Below are 19205 nucleotides of genomic sequence, written 5' to 3'. Positions count from 1 at the left end.
CGTCTTACGACCAAACTAATGTCGGCCGCTTCAATATTTGGCAATCAGATCGTGCCATTCTATCGTCAGCGGTTAGTTCTTCCGCTTCTACGACCCATGAAGGGTTTCACTCCGCGTCATCAAGCGCTGCGAGGAGCTCACGGTCGCATGTCCCTTTCAGAAGATAAGAGATTGAATCTCCTTCACCAGGCCAGCATTCTCGATACGCCGCCGACGGAAGAGTTCGATGCAATCGTGCGGCTGGCTTGCAGCGTCTTCGACATGCCGATGGCGATGGTTTCGTTCGTCGACGGGGATCGGCAGTGGTTCAAGGCCGAGCACGGTCTCTTTTTGAAAGAAGCGCCACGCGAGCATTCCTTCTGCAGCCATATCGTACAAACCAACTCACCGCTCGTCGTCGAAAAGGCCGACAAGGATTCTCGCTTTTCCGGAAATATCTTCGTCAGAGAGCGTTCGGTTCGGTTCTATGCGGGAGTGCCGCTTTCGGAAGGGGAGACCTGCTACGGCAGCTTCTGCGTCCTCGACACGAAGAGCCGCCGCTTCGGCGATCGGGATCTCGAACAGCTCCGCAGTTTGGCAAGCGTCGTCGTCGGCCTTATCCGGGAACATCGTCAGCAAAGCCTGTTGAGAGAACAGCAACGCGAATTGGAATTGAAGCAGGCCCGCTTCGAGCAGACCGAACGCTCTGCCAAGGTCGGCGGCTTCGAGATGGATCTCGAGACCGGCACGATCATTTGGTCGGACCAGATTTACCGCACCGTCGGATTGCCGGTCGGCAAACGCATGACCTCGGAGGAGGTGATCGGCTGTTATGCTCCCGAAGAGCGCGAAAGCGTCAGACGCAGGATCCGCGATGTCCTCGATGGTTCAGCGGCCGGCATCGACAGGGAATATCGCATCATGACGCCAGACGGGGAGGAACGCTGGGTTCGCGTGGTCAGCGATATCGAGCGCTTAAGCGGCAAGCCCAGTCGTCTGTTCGGCATTGTTCAGGATGTTTCCGAAAAAGTGCGTTACGAGCAACGTCTGCTCCAGGCCGCCAACGCCGATCCTTTGACCGGACTTGCCAACCGGGCAGCCTTCAATGCTCATATGGAGCGGCTCACAGCGGCCGACGCTCCTTCCATCGGCTTATTGCTGATCGACGTCGATCGCCTGAAGCAAGTGAACGATATCCTCGGCCATGCGACAGGTGACCTGCTGCTGAAAGGCGTGGCCTCACGTCTGGATGAACGCTTGGGAAAGCGAGGAAAGGTCTTTCGTCTCGGCGGCGATGAGTTCTCCGTCATTCTGGACGCGCCCGCTAGCGTACGCCGCATGGGTTCGCTCGCGCGCCACCTGATCGAATACATCGGTCGCCCTCTGGAGGTTGCGGGATCGACGATAAATCCGGCGATAACCGTGGGTGGGGCGATTTCGGAGGGCGAGATGGATGCCGCAACGCTTTCGCAAAACGCGGACTTCGCTCTCTATCATGCCAAAGAAACGCGGCGCGGCAGCTATATACACTACGAGCCCAGCCTGCGTTCGAGGATAGCGCGTCGCATTCAAATCGTCCGGGAGGTGGAGTCGGCTCTTACCGAACATCGGATGGTGCCGCACTATCAGCCGATCGTTGCCTGTGCCGACGGTCAGGTACGGGCGTTCGAAGCGCTGGTGCGAATGCGGCGTTCGGATGGTTCAATCGTGTCGGCGGCGCAATTTCACGAGGCGTTCACAGACCCGAGCGTTGCCTATCACATTACGACCCGCATGCTCGAGCAGGTCGCGTCCGACATTCGAGGCTGGACCGACCGCGGGCTGGAATTCGGGCGGGTCAGCCTCAACATAAGCGCCTCCGATTTCATGAGGGGCGACTTGGAAACCCGGATCGTTGCCGCCTTTGCGTCAAGAGGTATTCCGCTGGATAAACTTATGCTGGAGGTGACGGAAACGGTCTTCCTGCAGGGCCTGGAAGATGCCGTTGCAACAACCCTGCAACGTCTGCGCAGGAAAGGCCTGACAGTGGCGCTCGATGACTTCGGGACAGGTTATGCATCGCTGACGCATCTGCGAAGTCTGCCGGTCGACATCATCAAAATCGACAAGAGCTTTATTGACACCATGCTCGTGGATGAATCGAGCCTCGCAATCGTCGAACTGGTGCTCAATCTGGCACGGAAACTCGATATGAAGGTCACGGCGGAAGGCGTAGAGAGCCATCGGCAGGCGATGTGTTTGCTGGAAATGGGCTGCACCACGCTGCAGGGCTATTTGTTCGGCAAACCCATGGGCCGCGAACGTGTTGGCGAATACCTGTGCATGCCGAAAACCGGCGTGACGGAAAACGCCGACCGACCGCAGGAGGAACTGCGTCGTCTCCTCGGATAGCAGGGGGCGAGGTGCGCCGCTGTCGGCCGCTGCGACAAGGCTCAGGCGGCGGCCGTGGAAAGATCCGGATCGGCGTGATGGCAGGCAGTCAGCAGTCCGGGCGCAGCCGTCCTGTTCGTCAAGGCCGGCTCCTGTTCGGCGCAGATCGATGTCGCCTTCCAGCAACGCGTTCGAAAACGGCATCCCCTCGGCGGATCGACGGGGCTCGGCAAATCAGTCCGGTTGTTTGATCTCTATAGGGCTTTTCATGATGATTTCATGATGCGGAAACGGAATAGAGATGCCAGCTTTCTTGAAGGCGTCCCACAGCGCCATGAGGACTTGCCCGCGAACATTTGTAAGCCCGTTCGCTGGATCCGAGATCCAGAAGCGGAGCCGAAAGTCGAGCGACGAAGCGCCAAAGGCGGTCAGCCAGCAGACGGGTGGCTTATATTCGTTTGCGACCCGGGGCACGGTCGATGCTGTCGCAATGGCAATCTTGACGACCTGATGCGGATCGCTGTTATAGGACGTCCCGAAGTCAACGTCGATCCGTACATAATCACTGGAAAACGACCAGTTGACGACCTGCTGCGATATGAAGTCTTCATTTGGAATGAGGTACTCCTTGCCATCGCGGGTGATGACGGAAACAAACCGCGAGCGCAGGTCACGGATCGACCCGAACGTATCGCCAAGGGTGATCGTGTCACCCGGCTTGATTGACTTGTCGATCAAGATGATTATGCCGGAGATGAAGTTCGAGACCACTTTTTGAAGGCCGAAGCCGATTCCGACGCCGACTGCGCCTGAGAAAATGGTCAGCGCGGTAAGGTCGACCCCGGTCGCCGACAAAGCGATGGCTCCAGCGATTATGATCAGGCTGATCTTGATGCATTTGCTGATCAACACCTTGATGGAAGGCGATAAGTCGGCCGAGCGCTGAATCCAGTGGGAAAGCATGTTGCCGATGAGGACGGCCATCCAGATCAAGGCGATCGCCAGCACGAGGGCTTTGAGCACAAGTAGAAGCGACAGTCTCACCGCACCCAAATTAACCGCGAGTCCGTCGAGGGCAGATAGAACCGGGCCGTCAAGACCAACTGCATAAAGAGCGATGTAGCTCCAGCTGCCGATCGCGACGGCGCGTGACAGGGTTGGGTTGCGGATGATCTTGGTCAGGACGGAGATGACGAACCATGCCGCTGCCAGCGTCAGAGCCGTGGACACAAGCCAGCGTTGTGAGGGCCACGCGCTCTTGCTCAGCACAACGTTGGCGAGCCATAACCAAGCGACAAGGAAAAGCCACATCATCCGGCGCATAGGAGCAATGATGACCCGAAGCAGGTCTGGATTACCCTTGATCTGGCGCGCCTTTGCCTCCATCGCAGGCTCTGTGCGTGACGCAAGTAAGGAGGCAAAACCCAAGCCCGCCACGATGATCGCAAGCTGAAAGAACGTCCATTCGTTCAGAATGAATGTCGTTAGCCACTGCTCGGCGATCTCGGTCATCTGACTGATATTCATGATGATGATCCGACGAATGTCAGCTAGAGAAAGCTAGCGCACGAGTTTAGTTCATTTGGAAGAAACAAGCATCAGCATTCCATTTCGTCGTGCTAAAACAACTCGATGAAACGTGCTCGCGGGTATCGATCAGCTTGCGCGCCTGCGCAGCCATGCGCACGATGAGCTGAAGACGGAGCGTCATGAAGCCTACTAAAAAACGCGGCAAGTCGCGACCAGATAAGTCTCAGCCATTGCTGCGGCAGCTCGCCGCAGTTCCTGCGAAGCTGTTCGCTGGCGCGTTCCGCCAACAGTACGGCGCCATCTGCTTCCGCTATTGCAATGGCGGGCCGAAGATCGAAATTCTCGTGATCACATCGCGCGAGAGCGCGCGCTGGGTCATACCGAAGGGCTGGCCGATGAAAGGGAAGAAGCCTTTCGAAGCGGCACTGATCGAAGCCTGGGAGGAAGCAGGCGTGCGCGGGGCGGTGAGAAGGAAACCTGTCGGCCGCTATACCTATCTGAAGGAATTCGACGACGGCGATGTGGCCCCATGTATCGTCGACCTGTTTCAGATCGAAGTCACCGAGATCGGAAACGACTTCAAGGAGCAAGGCCAGCGTATTCTCGAATGGGTCAGCCCTGATGAGGCGGCGCGACGTGTTCGGGAAGTCGAACTCAAGTCGCTGCTCGTCGAATTTGAACCGCGGGGTCAGAAGAAGTCTGACCACGGCTGATAGGATTGTGGGGCTCCTCGTTCCGGTTACCGTTCGTGGCGGGCTCGGAAGGCAAGTTGACTCTCAATTGCCTTCGCGTCGACGGGCGTGATCATTATCTCTCGAACGGCTCGCCGAGCGAGGCAACGCCATTGAGCTTGAGCAGGCGGCGATCCGCCGAAATGATACCGAGCACAATGATCGTCACCAGATAGGGCAGGCATGCGAGCAGCTGCGAGGGAACGTCGAGCCCGGTCGCCTGGGCGGCAAGTCCCATCAGCGACACAGCGCCGAACAGACATGCCCCGAGAAAAATGCGGCCGGTCAGCCAGGTTCCGAAGACGACGAGCGCAATTGCGATCCAGCCGCGGCCGGCAATCATCCCATCCGCCCAGAGCGGCGTGTAGATCGTCGCCGCATAGGCGCCGGCAAAGCCAGCCATGACGCCGCCGACAGCGGCTGCGGCGAAGCGGATTGCGACGACCGGGTAGCCGATAGCATGCGCCGCCTTCGGGTTTTCGCCGACGGCGCGGATGATCAAACCGACCTTGCTGTAGGCAAACATCGCCCAGATAGCGATGGTCACGGCCAGCGAAAGCCAGACGACGATATCCTGGGTAAACAGGCCGCCGATGACTGGAATATGGGAAAGACCGGGAATGGCGATCTTCGGCAGCGCCTTGACCGTCAGGCTCTCGTAGGTCTTGCCGAACAGTGCCGACAGGCCCTGTCCGAGAATCCCGATCGCAAGCCCGGTCGCGACCTGGTTTGCATTGAAGCCGAGGACGATTGCCGCAAAGATCAGGGCCAAAAGCGCGCCGCCGAGGCCGGCGGCGAGAAAAGCCAGAAAATGGCCGCCGCCATGATAGACGATGATGAAGGCGATGACGGCGCCGAATGCCATCAGCCCCTCGACGCCGAGATTGAGCACGCCGGCACGCTCGACGATAAGTTCTCCCAGCGCTGCGAGGAGGAAAGGTGTCGCAGCAGCCAGCATTCCGGCCAGAACGAACTCGACGGCGTTCATGCCGGGCTCCTGCTCGCTGCGGGCGGCCAGACAAGACGGTGGCGCACGAAGGCGATGGCCACCAGGTAGGCAAGGAGCAGGCTGCCCTGGAAAACCCGGACGGCCGCGACCGGCAGATTGGCGGAGACCATGGCGTTGTCGCCGCCGATGTAGAGCGCCGCCATGACGATTGCAGAAACGACGATGCCGATCGGGTGCAGGCCGCCGAGATAGGCGACGATAATTGCCGCATATCCGTATCCGGTTGAGATCGAGCGCTGCAGCTGACCGAGCGGGCCGGCGACTTCGGCGGCACCGGCAAGACCGGCTGCGGCTCCACCGATCAGCAGGGAAAGCCAGATTGCCCAGCTTTCCCGGAAACCGGCATAGCTCGCCGCGCGCGGCGCCAGTCCGCCGACCTGCAATTTATAGCCGATGAAGCTCTTCTGCATGAAGACCCATGCGGCGATCGACAGGAGAACGGCGAGGACGAGCGCGACATTGACGCGCGTTCCCTCGATCAGGATCGGCACCATCGCGTCATATTGGAACATGACGGACTGCGGGAAATTGAAGCCGTTCGGATCCTTCCAGGGACCGAGCAGCAGATAATTGAGGAGTTGCACGGCCACGAAACTCAGCATCAGCGAAACCAGAATTTCGTTGGCATTGAGTCGGACGCGCCAGAAGGCGGTGAGGGACGCCCAGAATGCCCCGCCCATCATGCCGAGCAGCAGCATCGCCGGCCAGATCCATTGGCCGGTTGCGTCGGGCCACCAGATCGGAATGGCGGAGGCGAAGATCGCACCGAGCACGAATTGTCCTTCGGCTCCGATGTTGAACACCTTGGCGCGAAAGCCGATCGCAAGCCCCTGCGCGATGAGGAGCAGGGGGGCGGTCTTCAACAGCACTTCGGAGAAGGATGCCCATGAGAAAAAGGGCTCAATCAGCATTGCATAGACGACCGCAGCCGGATCGCGCCCCATAGCGACGTAAAGTCCGAGATTGAGAATGATGGTGACGATGAGGGCGATGGGCGGCGCCAGAAGGGTGGCGGCAAGCGACGCCCGCTCCCGACGGACCAGAATGGGCAGGGCGGCAAGGAAAGGTCTGCTCATGCGGTGGCTTTCTCGCGCTGCGGCTGGGCTCCGATCATGTATCGGCCAATCTCTTCCGGGTTGGTGTCACGCGTGACCAGCGGCGCACTCAGCGTCCCGTGATGCAGGACCTGGATAAAATCGCTCAATTCGAACAGTTCCTCGAGTTCCTCGGAAATGACGAGGATCGCCACGCCCTCGTTGCGAAGGCGCATCAGCCGCTTGCGGATCGCCGCGGCCGCACCGATATCGACGCCCCAGGTCGGCTGGGCGAGGAAAAGAAGCTTGGGCGCCAGCATGATTTCTCGTCCGACAATGAATTTCTGCAGGTTGCCGCCGGAAAGCGACCCGGCCTCTGCCCCTGGGCCGCGCGTGCGCACGTCGAAGTCCCGGATGCAATCACTGGTGAAGGCCTTCGCCTTGACCTTGTCGAGCAGGGCATGCTTCACAAGGTTCAGCGGGTGGGCGGTCAGCAGGCTATTATAGGTGAGCGACATCTCGGGAACCGCACCACGGCCGAGGCGGTCCTCGGGGACGAAGGCGAAACCGAGCCGCCGGCGGGCGGCAGAGTCAAGCGTACCGACATCCTCGCCCATCATGAAGATTTGGTCACGTTGATCCCGCGGCAATCGGGTTTCACCTGAAATCAGCGCCGCGAGTTCGCTTTGGCCATTTCCCGAAATGCCGGCAATGCCGAGGATTTCGCCGGCGCGCACGGCCAGGCTGACATTGGAAAGCTGCATGGCGAAGGGATCTGCCCGGTAATCGAGCCCGACGAGTTCCAAGCGCTTTTCACCTTCGACCGAAGGCAGCGCAGGCATCGGTTCCGGCATGTCGCGGCCGATCATCATGCGGGCAAGCTCGTGGGCATCATGCTCGCGGGGATCGACGTGGCCGGTCACCCGTCCGCCGCGCAGGATCGTCGCGCGATCGCAGAGCGACTGGATTTCTTCGAGCTTGTGAGAGATGAACAGGATGGACACGCCGCCATCCCGCAGGCGGCGCAATGTTTCGAACAGCTTTTCCACCGCCTGCGGCGGCAGCACGGAGGTCGGCTCGTCAAGGATCAGCAGTTTCGGATCGGTCATCAGGCAGCGAATGATTTCCACCCGCTGCCTTTCGCCGACGGAAAGCGAATGGACATGAGCGTGTGGATCGACTTCGAGGCTGAACTCATGCCCGAGCTTGCGAACGCGTTCCGCAAGCTCGCTCTTCTTGCCGGACACGATCAGGCGGATGTTCTCCACGACCGTCAGGCTCTCGAACAGCGAGAAATGCTGGAACACCATGCCGATGCCGGCGCGCCTTGCCTCTGCGGGAGAGGCAAGGCTGAGGGCCTTCCCGTTCCACGCGACGGTGCCGCTGTCCGGCTGCTCGACGCCGTAGATCAGCTTCATCAGCGTCGATTTGCCAGCCCCGTTCTCTCCGAGGATGGCATGGATGGAGCGGGCAGCGACGTCGAGATCGATCTGCTGATTGGCATCGACCGGGCCGTAGCTCTTGGTAATGCCGCGCAGCGACAGGAGCGGGCTCGGCATAGCTTACTTCGGCAAAGGCGTCGTGACACCCTTGACGTGCCAGTCCATTGCGACGATCTCTGCGTCTGTCGCCGTGGTCCCCGAAGGGACACCTTCGCTGCCATCAGCCTTGGTGAGGGGGCCGGTAAACGGCGAGAAGCTGCCATCGGCAATCTTGGCCTCGATTTCCTTGATCTTGGTCATCGTATCGGCCGGGATTGCAGGGTTCCAGTCGACGACCTGGACAACCTTTTCGGCTACACCGAGGAAGGCATTGGCGCCCTTGAAGGTGCCTGCAAGATGGGCGTCGACCGACGCCTTGAAGAAGGGCGACCAGTCGGTAGCGATGCAGCCCAGATAGGTCTTCTCGGCATATTTCTTCATCGACGAGTTGAGGTTGAATGCGTAAACCCCGGCTTCCTCGCAGGCCGAGATTACCGAGGGCGTATCCTGCGCATTCGAGAAGATCACGTCGCAGCCCTGCGAGATCAGCGCCTTGGCGGCTTCCTGCTCCTTGGCTGGATCGAACCAGGAGTTGACCCAGACGACAGACACTTCGATATCCGGCTTGACGGCCTGCGCGCCGAGCGTGAAGGCGTTGATGGAGGTGATCAGCTCGGGAATGGCAAAGGCCGACACCGAACCGAGTTTGCCGGTCTTGGAAACGGTCGCCGCCGCCATGCCGAGCAGGTAGGTTCCCTGAAAATATTTAGCGGCGAAGGGCGAGAAATTCGGTGCGACCTGGAAGCCTGAAGCATGTAGGACGCTCACCTTCGGATTGCGGCGGGCGATCTGCAGCGCGCCATTCTGATAGCCGAAGGAGCCGGCGATCAGGAAATGGTTTCCGTCGGCGACGGTCTTGTTCATGATGCGGTCGGCATCCGGACCTTCGGCGATGTTTTCGATGACCGTGACCTTCACCTTGTCACCATAGGCGGCCTTGATCGGGTCGATACCGGCGGCAAGCGCATGGCCCCAGCCGACGTCGCCGATAGGCGAGGGAACGACGAGCGCGATGCCGAGCGGTTCGTCGGCGGCAAGCGCCGAGCGGCCGGCAAAAGCGGTCGCGAGACCGGCAGCCGCCGCACTTTTCATCAGTGTTCTGCGGGTGAAATTGTTGGACATGTCAGTTCCCTCTTTTGGTTATTAGAATTCGACTGTCGCGAGCGCCGCTTCCGCGGCGGCGAAGAGCTGTGCCTCATCGAGCCCGACAAACTCGCCGGCCTGCCAGACGATGCGTCCGTTGATCATGGTCAGGTCGGTCGGCATGCCGATCCCCACCTTGGCAATCAGGCTTAACGGGTCGTGGCGGGTTCCGACATAATCCATCCGCCTCGTGTCGATCGCGAAGAGGTCGGCGGCCATGCCGGGAGCAAGCCGGCCGATATCGCTGCGGCCAAGCAGGCTTGCGCCGCCCGTGGTCGCATAGTTGAGGAAATCGACCGGCGCTGGAACCGGATGGGCGCGCGTCGCTGCCGTCAGGCACTGCAGCATATAGGCAGAGTGGATGCAGTGCATGAGGTTGGAATTGTCGTTCGAGGCTGCGCCATCGCAACCGAGGCCGATCCGCAGGCCGAAAGCCGCCATCGCCGGAATGTCCGTCACTTCGGCGCCCACCAGATAAACCGGTTCAGGGCAATGCGAGACACCCGTGCCGCTTGCCGCCATCTTGCGCAGTTCCTCGTGTGTCAACTCCCAGCAGTGAGCATAAAAGCTGTCAGGTCCGGCAAAGCCGAGTTCGGCGCAGTAGTCGACCGTACGCATTCCATGCCGCGCCGCGATGACGGTACTTTCGCCTTCACCGACATGCGTGTGCAGCCGGACGCCGCGATCACGGGCGAGCGCGACCGACTCGACGAAGGTTTCACGGTAGCAATTTACGGGCTGACAAGGGGCAACGACCACCTGCCGCATGCTGAAGGCGCCGGCATCGTGGTAACTGTCGATCAACCGGGCGCAATCGGCGATGAACTCGTCCGTCGTTTCCAGCATCGCGTCCGGGATCGTCGAACCCTCGGACTTCGGCAGCGTGTTGCCGCCGCGTCCCGCGTGGAAACGCATGCCGAGAAGATCGGCTGCCTCGAACTGGCGATCGATCAGACGCTTTCCTGCGTGCCGGGGGAAGCAATATTGGTGGTCGAAAGCCGTGGTGCAGCCATGCTTGATCATCTCGGCCATGGCGGTGACCGACGAATGATAGAAGCAATCCTCGTTCAGCCGTGAGAAGATCGGATAGATCCGGTCGAGCCATTCGATGACCGAGAGCTTCGTCCAGTCGAGATCGGCCCGATTGCGCACGAAGCATTGGAAGAAATGGTGATGGGTGTTGACGAGACCCGGATAGACAAACCAGCCGGACGCATCCTGGATGATCGTGTCGTCAGGCAGGGCCTGTTGCGACAGGTTCGTCCCGATCGCCTGGACCGCCGGACCCCTGGTCAGCAGATCCGCATTGCGGCGCACGGCCGGCCCATTGCCTTCGTCGACGACAATAGCCGCGCAGTTCTTCAGCAGGTAGCCCGCCATCTCACGTCTCCTCGTTGGCGGGATGAGGGTCGGGCTTCAACTCATGGAGCCGGTGGATGCCGGGCATTTCGATAAAACCTTCAAGGCTGCGGATGGCGCGCAGCCAAAGCCGGATGTTCGGATAGGGATCGAGCGAGATTCCGCCATCGGGCGCCAGTGCGACATAGGGGAAGCAGGCGATGTCGGCGATTGTTGCGCGGTTGGATGCCAGGAACCGCATGTCGCGGAGCCGCTGCTCAAAGAGCCCGGCTTCGAGTTCGCGCAGCGCCGCGATCCCCTGTGCCTGCAGGGTCTCGATATTGCCGGGGCGCAGAAGCATCTGATGCAGCCGTGCCGCGCCGAGATTTGTCGTCAGCCGATGCGAAAATGAGAGCCATTGTTGCACGCGCGCCGTCTCCTCGGGCGCGGTCAGACCCAGCCAATCAGGCCCGCTCCGGGCGGCGAGAAAGGCGAGCATGGCCGAAGATTCGCTCAGCACCAGATCGCCATCCACGAGGATCGGGATCGAACCTGCCGGATTGAGGGCCAGAAGCTCAGGACCACGATGTTCTAGGCCCGGATGGAAATCGACCGGCCGGATATCCAGCTTGACGCCGAGGATCGCGGCCATCAGGCGGATCTTGTAACAGCTCGGCGATAGGATGTAGTCGTAGAGCTTCATTGTGCGACCAGCTGTGCGCCATAGAGATAGTTGTGGCGCTTCAGCCAGCGCCGGTAAGCGATCGATGTCAGGTCGGCCCTTGTCGGAATTTCCATGCCGGGATCGAGCGGCAGAAGCGCCGGGATCTGGTTTTCGAGGATCGACCGATCCTGCAGGAAAATCATTTGCTGAAAATGGATGAGGTCCGTCATTGGCGTCACGTCGTCGAAGAGGGCCATCCACGGCCACACGTCGCAAAGGTCTTCCGCAAGCGGCTGGACGAAGAGGGTTATGACATCCCATTCCGCGGGGCGGGGAGGGCAAGTCTTGTAAAGCACCGAGCAGGTCGGGGCCGGCACGCGGTACATATATTCGGTGGTTATTCCGCCGGTCGCCGACTTTGCAGCCTGCGGCTGGTAGAACTTCACCTGTGTCGCCCAGACTTCATCCTCCTCCTCGCGGATCTCGACTTTATAATTTTCGACTTCCGTATGCGGCTCGGCGCCGAGAATATCGGTATGGACGAAGGGAAAATGCGCGATATCGAGGAAGTTCTCGACTGCTCTCAAGGGGGAACAGCGCACCCGCACGACGCCGACATCGATGAAGCGGCGGCCCGGCTGATCCGCTTCGGGAATGGCAAAGATCTCCTTGGCGGGGGTGCCGAGAGAAGACCAGACATGACCATAGCGGACGCGAACGGGCAGGACACGTCCATCGCCCGACGTGACCCGCGCTGCGCCGTCAGCCGTGCGCATAACTTCTATGGGCTCGCCCATCAAAGCGGTTTTGCTTCCTGCCTCGGTGAGTCGGCTCAAGAGGCCAACCGGGTACCATTCGTCGAGCATCGCGCCGGCTTCTTTCATGCCGCATCCTTCTGGCGTGTCTCCACCCGGCGGCGTAGGGCTTCGGCAATGCGGGAGGCCGTAATTCGATCTATGACGCTGCGACCCTGTTCGACCAGGACGTGAATGAGCGTGCGCTCGATCTGCGCTGCCGGCAGCAGCCGGATCCACGGACAATCGGCGAGCTGGATCAGCCCGTCCGCATTTGCTTTTCCACCGGCCGCCGTTTCGATTGTCGCAATCTCGGCATTGAGCGTCAGCGATCGTACCGGAACGAGATCACCAAGGCGTGGCGGCGGCATTGCCGATTCGCCGACGGCCACCCAGACGATTCCATCTGATTCTTCGACTTGTTGGACAGCGACGCGGATCGTCTCCGGCGGTACGAGATCGGGATGGGCAGGGATGCGAACGCATCCTCCCGCCGGAGAATAGCTCCAGCCGTGATAGATACAGGAGAGCGCCTCGCCCCGTACGAAGCCGTGAGACAATCGCATGCCGCGATGCGGACAGCGATCCGACGAAGCTGATGCGCGCCCGGACTGACTGCGCCAGAGAGCGATCGATCCTGCCGGTGTCCAGGCCGGGATGACGGTCGCCGGCGGCAGATCGGCAGAAAGTGCGACAGGCGTCCAGGAGCCGGCCGTATTGGAAGGCATGACAGTTATTTCCTCAATCTTACCAGCGGCTTGGCACTGCCGATGTAGGGCGGGTCCCAAGGTTTGCAATTCTCAGTCTCAGAGGCTTGCATAGAAAATTCGCATTGGCAACAATGATCAAATAAAGGGCATCAGGTCAGATGCTGCTCGGACTTCGGTGTGGAGATGGGATCTACAATCCTGCGCTGAATCTGATCGACCCAGACATCGATCGGGCCAAGCGAACATCCCATTTCGAGCATGTCGATCAGTTCGACGGGCCCTGCGACCTCCAGTTCAACCCGGTCCGCGCCGGCGTGCAAAAAATTCTGGGAAAGGCCGAGCTTGTCGGCATGACGGCGAATCCACGGGATGAACGAGGCGGATTTGACCTCGCCAATGATCGTGATCCGTTCGCGTAACGCGCTCTGCCGTGATCGTGTCATCGAATTCTCTCATTGGTTCTACAATGACAGCATAGCGCTTCGCCGCCCTTGGGAAAGGGCCCATAATCGAAGGCTCTTGTTCGTTCAAACGATCGATGCCTCCAAAAAGCAATCCTGGCTGCTGTGCGGAGAAGGCGATCCCCTCGTCGCCTCCAGGTCGCCAAAGGCCGCATCTCAGAAAACGAGCTGCAGATTCTTCAGGTCGACCAGGTAATGTGGAAGGAGGTGGCGACCGACCTGGATGACACTTCAGCCGGAGACTTGCGCGCACGTCGCTCGCGGGCCTTACCTGAACACCCAGAGAAGGTTTATCAGGAAATTGAAGGTGAAGGCCGTGCCGATGCCGAAAAACTTTGCCCACATGGGCGAGAACCCGACCTGTTGCGCGAGGATCAGCGTCACACAGACATTGATGGACAGGCCGACGAGCGCGCCGATCAGAAACAGTGAAGCGCGCTTGCGGCTTATTGCCTGATTGAAGACATAGCGGCTGGTGACGCTGTAATTGACGGCGGCGGCGATCAGCCAGCTCGATGTCGCCGAAAGGATGAGAGGCACGCCGAGCACCAGCATGCAATGAAACATCGTGAGGTCGACGAATGCAGCCAGACCCCCGGTGAACACATAACGAATAGCCTTGGACAAGATCATCCGGACGTTACCTCTGCCGCAGCGCCTCGAAAACCGGATCCGAATAGGTTGAAAAGGTCAGCCAGTCCTCCCGCGGTACGTTGGAGCGAATAAGCGGCAGGACACCGGCGCGCCGCGCCGCAAGACCGTCTCGCTCCGGTCTGTCCCCTATCAGGACGGTTTGAGCCGGACCGACACCGGCACGCTGCATCAGCATCTGCAGCCCCCGCGGATGAGGTTTCTGGATGCCGACGCCGGGATCGCTTGCGGTCAGTATGTAATCGGCCGACAAGTTCATCCTCTGCAGCTTCTCGTCGGCAGGATAATCAGAATAGATCCCGACCGCCTTGTTCTGCCGTCTAAGACCGGCAAACAGCTCGACCAGCCCATCATACCGGCAGGATGCGAGATGGGCGAGCGGACGGCGGCCAATCCATTCGCTGACGATTGCCTCTATCCTTTCGGCGGGCTCGCCGGTTCGCGCGACGATACGCGCCATCAGGCTCGCTTCAAAATCGTCGATCTCCTCCTCGCCGATGGCTTCACGAAGGGAGCGGTAGGCGCGAAGCACCCGCAGATTGGTCAGGCTGCGCCGCGCGACCGTATAAGCGATCAATTCGCCCGCCATCCGAAGGCGCAGCCTTCTCTGGCTGTATAGCGTTCCGTCGACGTCAAAGACGACGAAACGGATACTGCCCCAGTCGATATCCTTCGCCATGATCATTGGATGGTGATGTAGTGCTGCTCGGTCAGGGTCACTAAAAGAGGAATGTCGACGAATGTCGTGAAGATGAAGGCCGCCACCAGGGCCATGACGATTGCGATCAGCCCTGGCTCGCGGAACAGCTTTTCCGGTTTCTGCGCCGTGGAGCCCGGTTTCGTGGCCATCACGAAGTAGGCGGTGAACAGGGCAACGACGAAGGGCAGGACGAGCATGTACTCGATGCGATACTTGACCAGGAAGACAGACAGGAAGGCAATCGAAAAGAGCGAATAGGCAATGCATGAGGCGGTCAGCGAGACCTGCGTATACTGCGCGAAACTCGCCCGGTAGCGCGACAGCAGTTCCTTGCCATGCGACGCGACGATCTCGTCATATTCCGACAAGCGCTTGGCCGCCATTAGGAACGCGCCTCCGAACCAATAAGCCAGGACGATCGATCCCGGCGGCAGGCTCGTTGGGTCGATCATCGACCAGCCGATCACCAGCCGGATCGGATTGTTGACCGATTCTGATATGACGTCGAGATAAGCCTTGTCCTTGCTTCTGATCGGGTCGAGATTGTAGAGGATTCCCTGAATCGCAAACAGACAGGCGACGCAGAAGAGCAGTTTGCTCGAGAGGATGGCGCAGCCGAGGCCGACGATAAGCAGCACCGTCCATTCGAACTGGACCAGCCTGCCGTTCATCGCGCTTTGCACGGCGGACCGCTGCGATTTCGTCGGGTGATGCCGGTCGAACTCGCGATCGAACCACTCGTTGATGCAGTAGTTTGCAGATGCGATGCAGAGCGCGGTCACAAGGCCAAGCACGACCGAAGACGTTAGGTCGTCGTTTCTGACCCCGCGTAGAAGATAGGCGAGGATGATGCCCGGAACGATGAAGACATGCTTCGTGCTGTGATCGAGTCGTGCAATGGCGATATAGTCGCGCAAGCCCGCTCGGCCTGATGCGGGGACGCTGCGGTCACTCGAGCCCGTGTTCATCCCGGACGCTCCCTGATCTTTAGTCGGTCTATTTCCGATCACCGTCCAGCAGAATACACGTCATAGGTTTCGAAATAATTCCCTGGGCCGAGCGCATGCTTCACCGCATGCCGGGTGGGAAAAGAGCGAGAAAAGAAGCGAGGCAAGGCCGCGGCGAAAGCGGCGGGCGAGTGGCCAACTGGACCGGCCAGTTTCTCAGCCTGTCGCTGAACCCTAAGTGGCGCTGGCCGCGCGCGTCGCGATGCTGCTATCCGCGTCCCGTCGCAGTATCTCTAAGTGCTCAGAGCAAACTATCCTGACGACTTCAAGAAGCAACGCTGTTTGCTTGGCCAGCCATGCCAATGCCTCGTCGCTGATCTCGAAATGCTTGGAATAGCGGGATTTCACGTATGCCTCGTTCAGCGTGTTGAACCAGGCACGCTCACGATGCTGATCACGAGGAAAGGCTTCGGCGAGGCGTCGGTCCTGCTCTTCGGCAAGTGAGCGGAGAAATTTGATGTTGTGCGACGGCGGGCCGTAATTGGTGAGCGTCAGCAGAACACAGGAGTAAGCCTGCTCTAAGGCTTGATGAAAGAGAAATGCAGCTCGCTTCTTGTAATGTTTGACGCGAGCATGCTCTGCCAACTCGAAAAACTCCTGCGCGGCCTCCAGTCGTTCCTGAAAATGTTCTTTTGCCACCCGAAGGCGATCGGCCGCCGAGAATGGCTTGGGCTCCGCAAGTGGCTCATCATCGAGTTCATAGAGAACGATGCCCTCCTTGCGAATGTCGGAGAAGAAGTATTGCCCTTCCTTCAGATAGTTGTTCACCTCTCGCCTGGAGTGGACAATGAAGCTCACCGGCGTTTCGATGCCTTGTCGTGGATCAGTCGGTCGGCGGCCTTGTGCCAGTACTCGGCAAACTCACAAAGCTTGCGGTTGTTGACAATGATGAGGAGATCGAAATCCGAACGATAACCCTTCATCGTGAAGGGCTCGTCCACCCAGCCCCCCTTGGCGTAGGAGCCGAACAGGATGATCTTCAGTATCCGGCCGCGCTTCTTGAATTCCGCCGTGCCGTCCTTCAGCGCATCCTCGAATTCCTCGTGGAGGATCTCCAGAACGCGGCCAATCTCGCGTTGTTTGCGAAGCGGAATATGATCGATGGACGACTTCATGCATTACCGATAGGCGAGCGAGCGTCCGCCGTCCACCTTCAGTTTTCATGGGGCGCGCGCCACGAGCCGCCTCGCTTGAATGATTGAAGATTAAACGGCAGAATCAAAAATAAAAATTGTTTTCAGATTTATAATTTGTCGATCTCTCGGGAATAACTAAAGCACCTGGTAAATTATGAGATAAATACGAATTTTTAATTCACTTCCGATAACAGGTACTTATCGAAAGCGAGACTTCGTCTTGACGGTAGCAGGCAGTGACGAACCGTAATTCGTCACTAGAGTTCGTTTAGTAAATCATTTACCATAATTTCAATGTCTTACGATCTTGCGAAATTGCCCCTCCAGAGCCTGTTACGGCCGATTTCCGACGCCGGCATTGCGCTCGCCCGTCTCGACGAGCGCATCGCTCGCTCACCGGTCGGCGCCGGGTTCCTCGAACGCATGCATTTCGCCGACGCCTGCGCCTCGCTGTGGATCGACGGCGAGCTGGTCCATCTAGAAGACCTCGTTCTCCACGACGCCACGAAAGATGTCCGCACCCCGACTCACGAACTGACCATTGCCCGCGACGTGTTGAAAACCCGCCGGCGCATGGCGGCGCAATCGCCTGGCTGGGCGCTGTCGGCGGAGGGGGTGCGTAGTCTAATAGGTCAGTCAGGGCCCGGGACCGAACATGTTGCCGGCACTATCGTGGAGCCGACCGACCCGGAGCCAGATGGCGGCGCGGCCGGAGAAGGGCAGGGGGAGGACAGCGATGATGAGGCCGGCCCGCTTGCGGACGAATTCGCCGCCATCGATGCCGTGCTGGCCCGATCGGAAGCGGCGATCGAACACGCAAAGACGCCCGGTCCCGCCACAAGCGCTCGGGCTCACGGAAAAGATCCGCTTGTCTATGATCTCGACTGGGACGAGGACGAGCGGCTGGAGGAATGGCGCGGCGTGCTGCGGCAGACGGAAAATTTGCCGGCGGTGTTGCGAGCGATCGTTGCCCTCGATGCCTGGAACGAACTTTCGGTCCTTCAGCACGCGCCGTGGCTCGGTCGGCTGTTTTGCGCCTCGATCCTGCGCCAGGCCGGCATCACCACCGCCCCGCACCTCGCCGCCGTCAATCTCGGCCTAAAGTCGATCACCGTCGATAGGCGCCGGCATCCCAATCGCGAGACCCGGCTGCTCGCCATCGTGCAGGGTCTGGTCGCGGCGGCCGAAATCGGGCTGAAGGAGCATGACCGGCTGGCCCTCGCGAAAACGATGATGGATCGGAAGCTGGAAGCACGCCGAACATCATCGAAGCTGCCGCAACTGGTCGAGCTCGTCATGGCAAAACCGTTGGTGTCGGCCGGCATGGTGGCGAACACCCTCGAGGTGACGCCGCAGGCTGCGCGGCGGATTGTTTTGGAGCTCGGCCTCAGAGAGATGACGGTATCCCTCCTTCGAGGACTGGCGTCCCTGTCGGTTGTTCTCTTGCTTGCCAGTCAGATTTTCGGCTTTGGTCTTAACTCCCACGCCTATCTGGCAGTCGACTTTTTCTTCTGCCTGAGCGGGTTCGTCCTGGCAAGCGGGTATGACGAAAAGCTCAGGTCGGGTGTTCTGCAGAGCAGGACGTTTTTGCTGAAGCGGGTGATACGGCTTTATCCCATGATCGTCGTTGGCGTCGCCCTCGGCGTTATTGCCTCGCAAGTTGCTTTGACACCAAGCATAGCTCTTGTCGATGTCTCGATCCTTGCTGTTGGCGCGTTATTCCTATTGCCCCTCGGACTTCTCGTCGGTCAGCATTCGCGATCAACAACCCGCTGTGGTCCCTCTGTTTCGAGATGGTCGCTAGTGTCGTTTACGGATCAGTCGCTCGTCGTCGGGTTCATTTTTGGCACGAGGCGGCGGTTTTGGCTTTGTTGACGGCAGTGCTTTTCCAAATTGTCATGATCGAAGGTAGCATCGGGCCGGTCGGATTTGCCAACTGGCAAGCGTACTTCGAAGGATTTGTCAGGGTCGGCTTTTCGTTCCTTGCTGGCGTCTTGATCTCCCGCTGGAGAATCCATCATCGAGTCGGTGCGGTTCGACCTCAGATCCCGCTTTTCGTCTTGATCGCCGAAGCGTGAGGCGCACACAGGCCAGCTTTGTCATGGCGAGGAAACTCGTGCCCAACTTCTCATACCGGGTCGCGATCCGTCGAAAACATTTGAGCTTACTAAAGAACCGCTCAATGAGATTTCGCTTTCTGTAAAGCCAAGGGCTGAAGACGACTGGCCTCTTCCGGTTGGATTTTGGCGGAATGTTCGCCCATGATCCTTTCATTCTGACCTCCGCGCGGAGCCAGTCGGCATCATAGGCTTTGTCTGCAAGAACCATATCACCTTGGGATAGATCAGTAAGCAGCTCTTTCGCCGCAGTTAGGTCGTGAGCGTGACCGGGTGTGATAGCAATCTTG

The 19205-nt window shown here is 59.5% G+C and carries 16 protein-coding genes and 4 pseudogenes; 4 read left to right on the top strand and 16 right to left on the bottom strand.

The annotated features are described in order from the left end of the window. The first annotated feature begins 96 nt into the window (after positions 1-96). A complete protein-coding gene (locus PH551_RS16930; protein ID WP_285193872.1) occupies positions 97-2370 on the top strand; it encodes an EAL domain-containing protein in 2274 nt (757 codons plus the stop codon). Positions 2371-2411: 41 nt separating this feature from the next. Here PH551_RS16930 and PH551_RS16925 read toward each other — a convergent pair whose 3' ends face one another. Both PH551_RS16925 and PH551_RS16920 read right to left on the bottom strand, forming a co-directional pair. Then, positions 2412-2582: a hypothetical protein gene (locus PH551_RS16925; protein ID WP_483315425.1), complete on the bottom strand. Its 171-nt coding sequence runs from the start codon at positions 2580-2582 to the stop codon at positions 2412-2414. Position 2583: 1 nt separating this feature from the next. Further along, positions 2584-3876 (bottom strand): mechanosensitive ion channel family protein, encoded by a 1293-nt coding sequence (locus PH551_RS16920; RefSeq protein ID WP_285193871.1) that lies wholly within the window; start codon positions 3874-3876, stop codon positions 2584-2586. A 182-nt stretch (positions 3877-4058) separates the two neighbouring features. On the opposite strand from PH551_RS16920, the gene PH551_RS16915 reads away from it, so the two are divergent. Then, positions 4059-4592 carry an NUDIX hydrolase gene (locus tag PH551_RS16915; RefSeq protein ID WP_285193870.1) on the top strand — a complete coding sequence of 178 codons (534 nt, stop codon included), beginning with the start codon at positions 4059-4061 and terminating at the stop codon, positions 4590-4592. 94 nt (positions 4593-4686) lie between these two features. Here PH551_RS16915 and PH551_RS16910 read toward each other — a convergent pair whose 3' ends face one another. From PH551_RS16910 to PH551_RS16850, 13 genes and pseudogenes are all read right to left on the bottom strand, one after another. Beyond that, complete coding sequence (locus PH551_RS16910) at positions 4687-5598, bottom strand: ABC transporter permease (protein ID WP_285193869.1); 912 nt, start codon at positions 5596-5598, stop codon at positions 4687-4689. Further along, the gene (locus tag PH551_RS16905) at positions 5595-6695 is read right to left on the bottom strand and encodes an ABC transporter permease (protein WP_285193868.1); all 1101 of its coding nucleotides are present in this window, start codon (positions 6693-6695) and stop codon (positions 5595-5597) included. Before PH551_RS16905 ends, PH551_RS16910 begins: the two co-directional genes overlap by 4 nt. Continuing rightward, a complete protein-coding gene (locus PH551_RS16900) occupies positions 6692-8212 on the bottom strand; it encodes an ABC transporter ATP-binding protein (RefSeq protein WP_285193867.1) in 1521 nt (506 codons plus the stop codon). The genes PH551_RS16905 and PH551_RS16900 overlap by 4 nt, the downstream gene beginning before the upstream one ends. Before the next feature lie 3 nt (positions 8213-8215). Further along, entirely contained in the window at positions 8216-9316 is a 1101-nt protein-coding gene (locus tag PH551_RS16895; protein ID WP_285193866.1) for a BMP family ABC transporter substrate-binding protein, read from the bottom strand. A gap of 21 nt (positions 9317-9337) precedes the next feature. Next, a complete protein-coding gene (locus PH551_RS16890) occupies positions 9338-10717 on the bottom strand; it encodes an amidohydrolase (RefSeq protein ID WP_285193865.1) in 1380 nt (459 codons plus the stop codon). Between the two features lies 1 nt (position 10718). Beyond that, positions 10719-11378: a glutathione S-transferase family protein gene (locus PH551_RS16885; protein WP_285193864.1), complete on the bottom strand. Its 660-nt coding sequence runs from the start codon at positions 11376-11378 to the stop codon at positions 10719-10721. Further along, the gene (locus PH551_RS16880) at positions 11375-12223 is read right to left on the bottom strand and encodes an aromatic ring-hydroxylating oxygenase subunit alpha (protein WP_285193863.1); all 849 of its coding nucleotides are present in this window, start codon (positions 12221-12223) and stop codon (positions 11375-11377) included. Before PH551_RS16880 ends, PH551_RS16885 begins: the two co-directional genes overlap by 4 nt. Next, entirely contained in the window at positions 12220-12861 is a 642-nt protein-coding gene (locus tag PH551_RS16875; RefSeq protein WP_285193862.1) for a Rieske 2Fe-2S domain-containing protein, read from the bottom strand. Before PH551_RS16875 ends, PH551_RS16880 begins: the two co-directional genes overlap by 4 nt. A gap of 131 nt (positions 12862-12992) precedes the next feature. After that, a complete protein-coding gene (locus PH551_RS16870) occupies positions 12993-13286 on the bottom strand; it encodes an acylphosphatase (protein WP_285193861.1) in 294 nt (97 codons plus the stop codon). 285 nt (positions 13287-13571) lie between these two features. Further along, positions 13572-13937, bottom strand: coding sequence for a GtrA family protein (locus PH551_RS16865; RefSeq protein WP_285193860.1), 366 nt, complete (start codon positions 13935-13937; stop codon positions 13572-13574). 7 nt (positions 13938-13944) lie between these two features. Continuing rightward, positions 13945-14634: an HAD family hydrolase gene (locus PH551_RS16860; protein ID WP_285193859.1), complete on the bottom strand. Its 690-nt coding sequence runs from the start codon at positions 14632-14634 to the stop codon at positions 13945-13947. A 2-nt stretch (positions 14635-14636) separates the two neighbouring features. Further along, a complete protein-coding gene (locus tag PH551_RS16855; protein WP_285193858.1) occupies positions 14637-15623 on the bottom strand; it encodes a UbiA prenyltransferase family protein in 987 nt (328 codons plus the stop codon). Positions 15624-15836: 213 nt separating this feature from the next. Beyond that, a pseudogene (locus PH551_RS16850) lies at positions 15837-16777 on the bottom strand (nucleotidyltransferase and HEPN domain-containing protein). 306 nt (positions 16778-17083) lie between these two features. Between PH551_RS16850 and PH551_RS16845 the strand changes: the two are divergent. Beyond that, positions 17084-18199, top strand: a pseudogene (locus PH551_RS16845) (RHE_PE00001 family protein); the annotation flags it as partial. Further along, positions 18194-18864: pseudogene (locus PH551_RS16840) on the top strand (acyltransferase family protein); the annotation flags it as partial. The pseudogenes PH551_RS16845 and PH551_RS16840, both read left to right, overlap by 6 nt. On the opposite strand, the pseudogene PH551_RS16835 reads toward PH551_RS16840, so the two are convergent. Further along, positions 18848-19205, bottom strand: a pseudogene (locus PH551_RS16835) (IS5 family transposase); the annotation flags it as partial. The pseudogenes PH551_RS16840 and PH551_RS16835 overlap by 17 nt on opposite strands.

Origin of the sequence: Rhizobium atlanticum, assembly GCF_030182485.1 — a bacterium.
Taxonomy (GTDB): Bacteria; Pseudomonadota; Alphaproteobacteria; order Rhizobiales; family Rhizobiaceae; genus Rhizobium.
Note: the sequence above shows the minus strand (reverse complement) of the source record. Positions and strands in the feature narration are given on the sequence as shown.

Excerpts from the sequence above, each read along its gene's own strand:
- PH551_RS16875 (WP_285193862.1), bottom strand. The coding sequence starts at position 12,861 with ATGCCTTCCAATACGGCCGGCTCCTGGACGCCTGTCGCACTTTCTGCC.
- PH551_RS16855 (WP_285193858.1), bottom strand. The coding sequence starts at position 15,623 with ATGAACACGGGCTCGAGTGACCGCAGCGTCCCCGCATCAGGCCGAGCG.
- PH551_RS16890 (WP_285193865.1), bottom strand. The coding sequence starts at position 10,717 with ATGGCGGGCTACCTGCTGAAGAACTGCGCGGCTATTGTCGTCGACGAA.
- PH551_RS16915 (WP_285193870.1), top strand. The coding sequence starts at position 4,059 with ATGAAGCCTACTAAAAAACGCGGCAAGTCGCGACCAGATAAGTCTCAG.
- PH551_RS16895 (WP_285193866.1), bottom strand. The coding sequence starts at position 9,316 with ATGTCCAACAATTTCACCCGCAGAACACTGATGAAAAGTGCGGCGGCT.
- PH551_RS16865 (WP_285193860.1), bottom strand. The coding sequence starts at position 13,937 with ATGATCTTGTCCAAGGCTATTCGTTATGTGTTCACCGGGGGTCTGGCT.
- PH551_RS16880 (WP_285193863.1), bottom strand. The coding sequence starts at position 12,223 with ATGAAAGAAGCCGGCGCGATGCTCGACGAATGGTACCCGGTTGGCCTC.
- PH551_RS16910 (WP_285193869.1), bottom strand. The coding sequence starts at position 5,598 with ATGAACGCCGTCGAGTTCGTTCTGGCCGGAATGCTGGCTGCTGCGACA.
- PH551_RS16930 (WP_285193872.1), top strand. The coding sequence starts at position 97 with ATGAAGGGTTTCACTCCGCGTCATCAAGCGCTGCGAGGAGCTCACGGT.
- PH551_RS16920 (WP_285193871.1), bottom strand. The coding sequence starts at position 3,876 with ATGAATATCAGTCAGATGACCGAGATCGCCGAGCAGTGGCTAACGACA.
- PH551_RS16870 (WP_285193861.1), bottom strand. The coding sequence starts at position 13,286 with ATGACACGATCACGGCAGAGCGCGTTACGCGAACGGATCACGATCATT.
- PH551_RS16860 (WP_285193859.1), bottom strand. The coding sequence starts at position 14,634 with ATGGCGAAGGATATCGACTGGGGCAGTATCCGTTTCGTCGTCTTTGAC.
- PH551_RS16885 (WP_285193864.1), bottom strand. The coding sequence starts at position 11,378 with ATGAAGCTCTACGACTACATCCTATCGCCGAGCTGTTACAAGATCCGC.
- PH551_RS16905 (WP_285193868.1), bottom strand. The coding sequence starts at position 6,695 with ATGAGCAGACCTTTCCTTGCCGCCCTGCCCATTCTGGTCCGTCGGGAG.
- PH551_RS16900 (WP_285193867.1), bottom strand. The coding sequence starts at position 8,212 with ATGCCGAGCCCGCTCCTGTCGCTGCGCGGCATTACCAAGAGCTACGGC.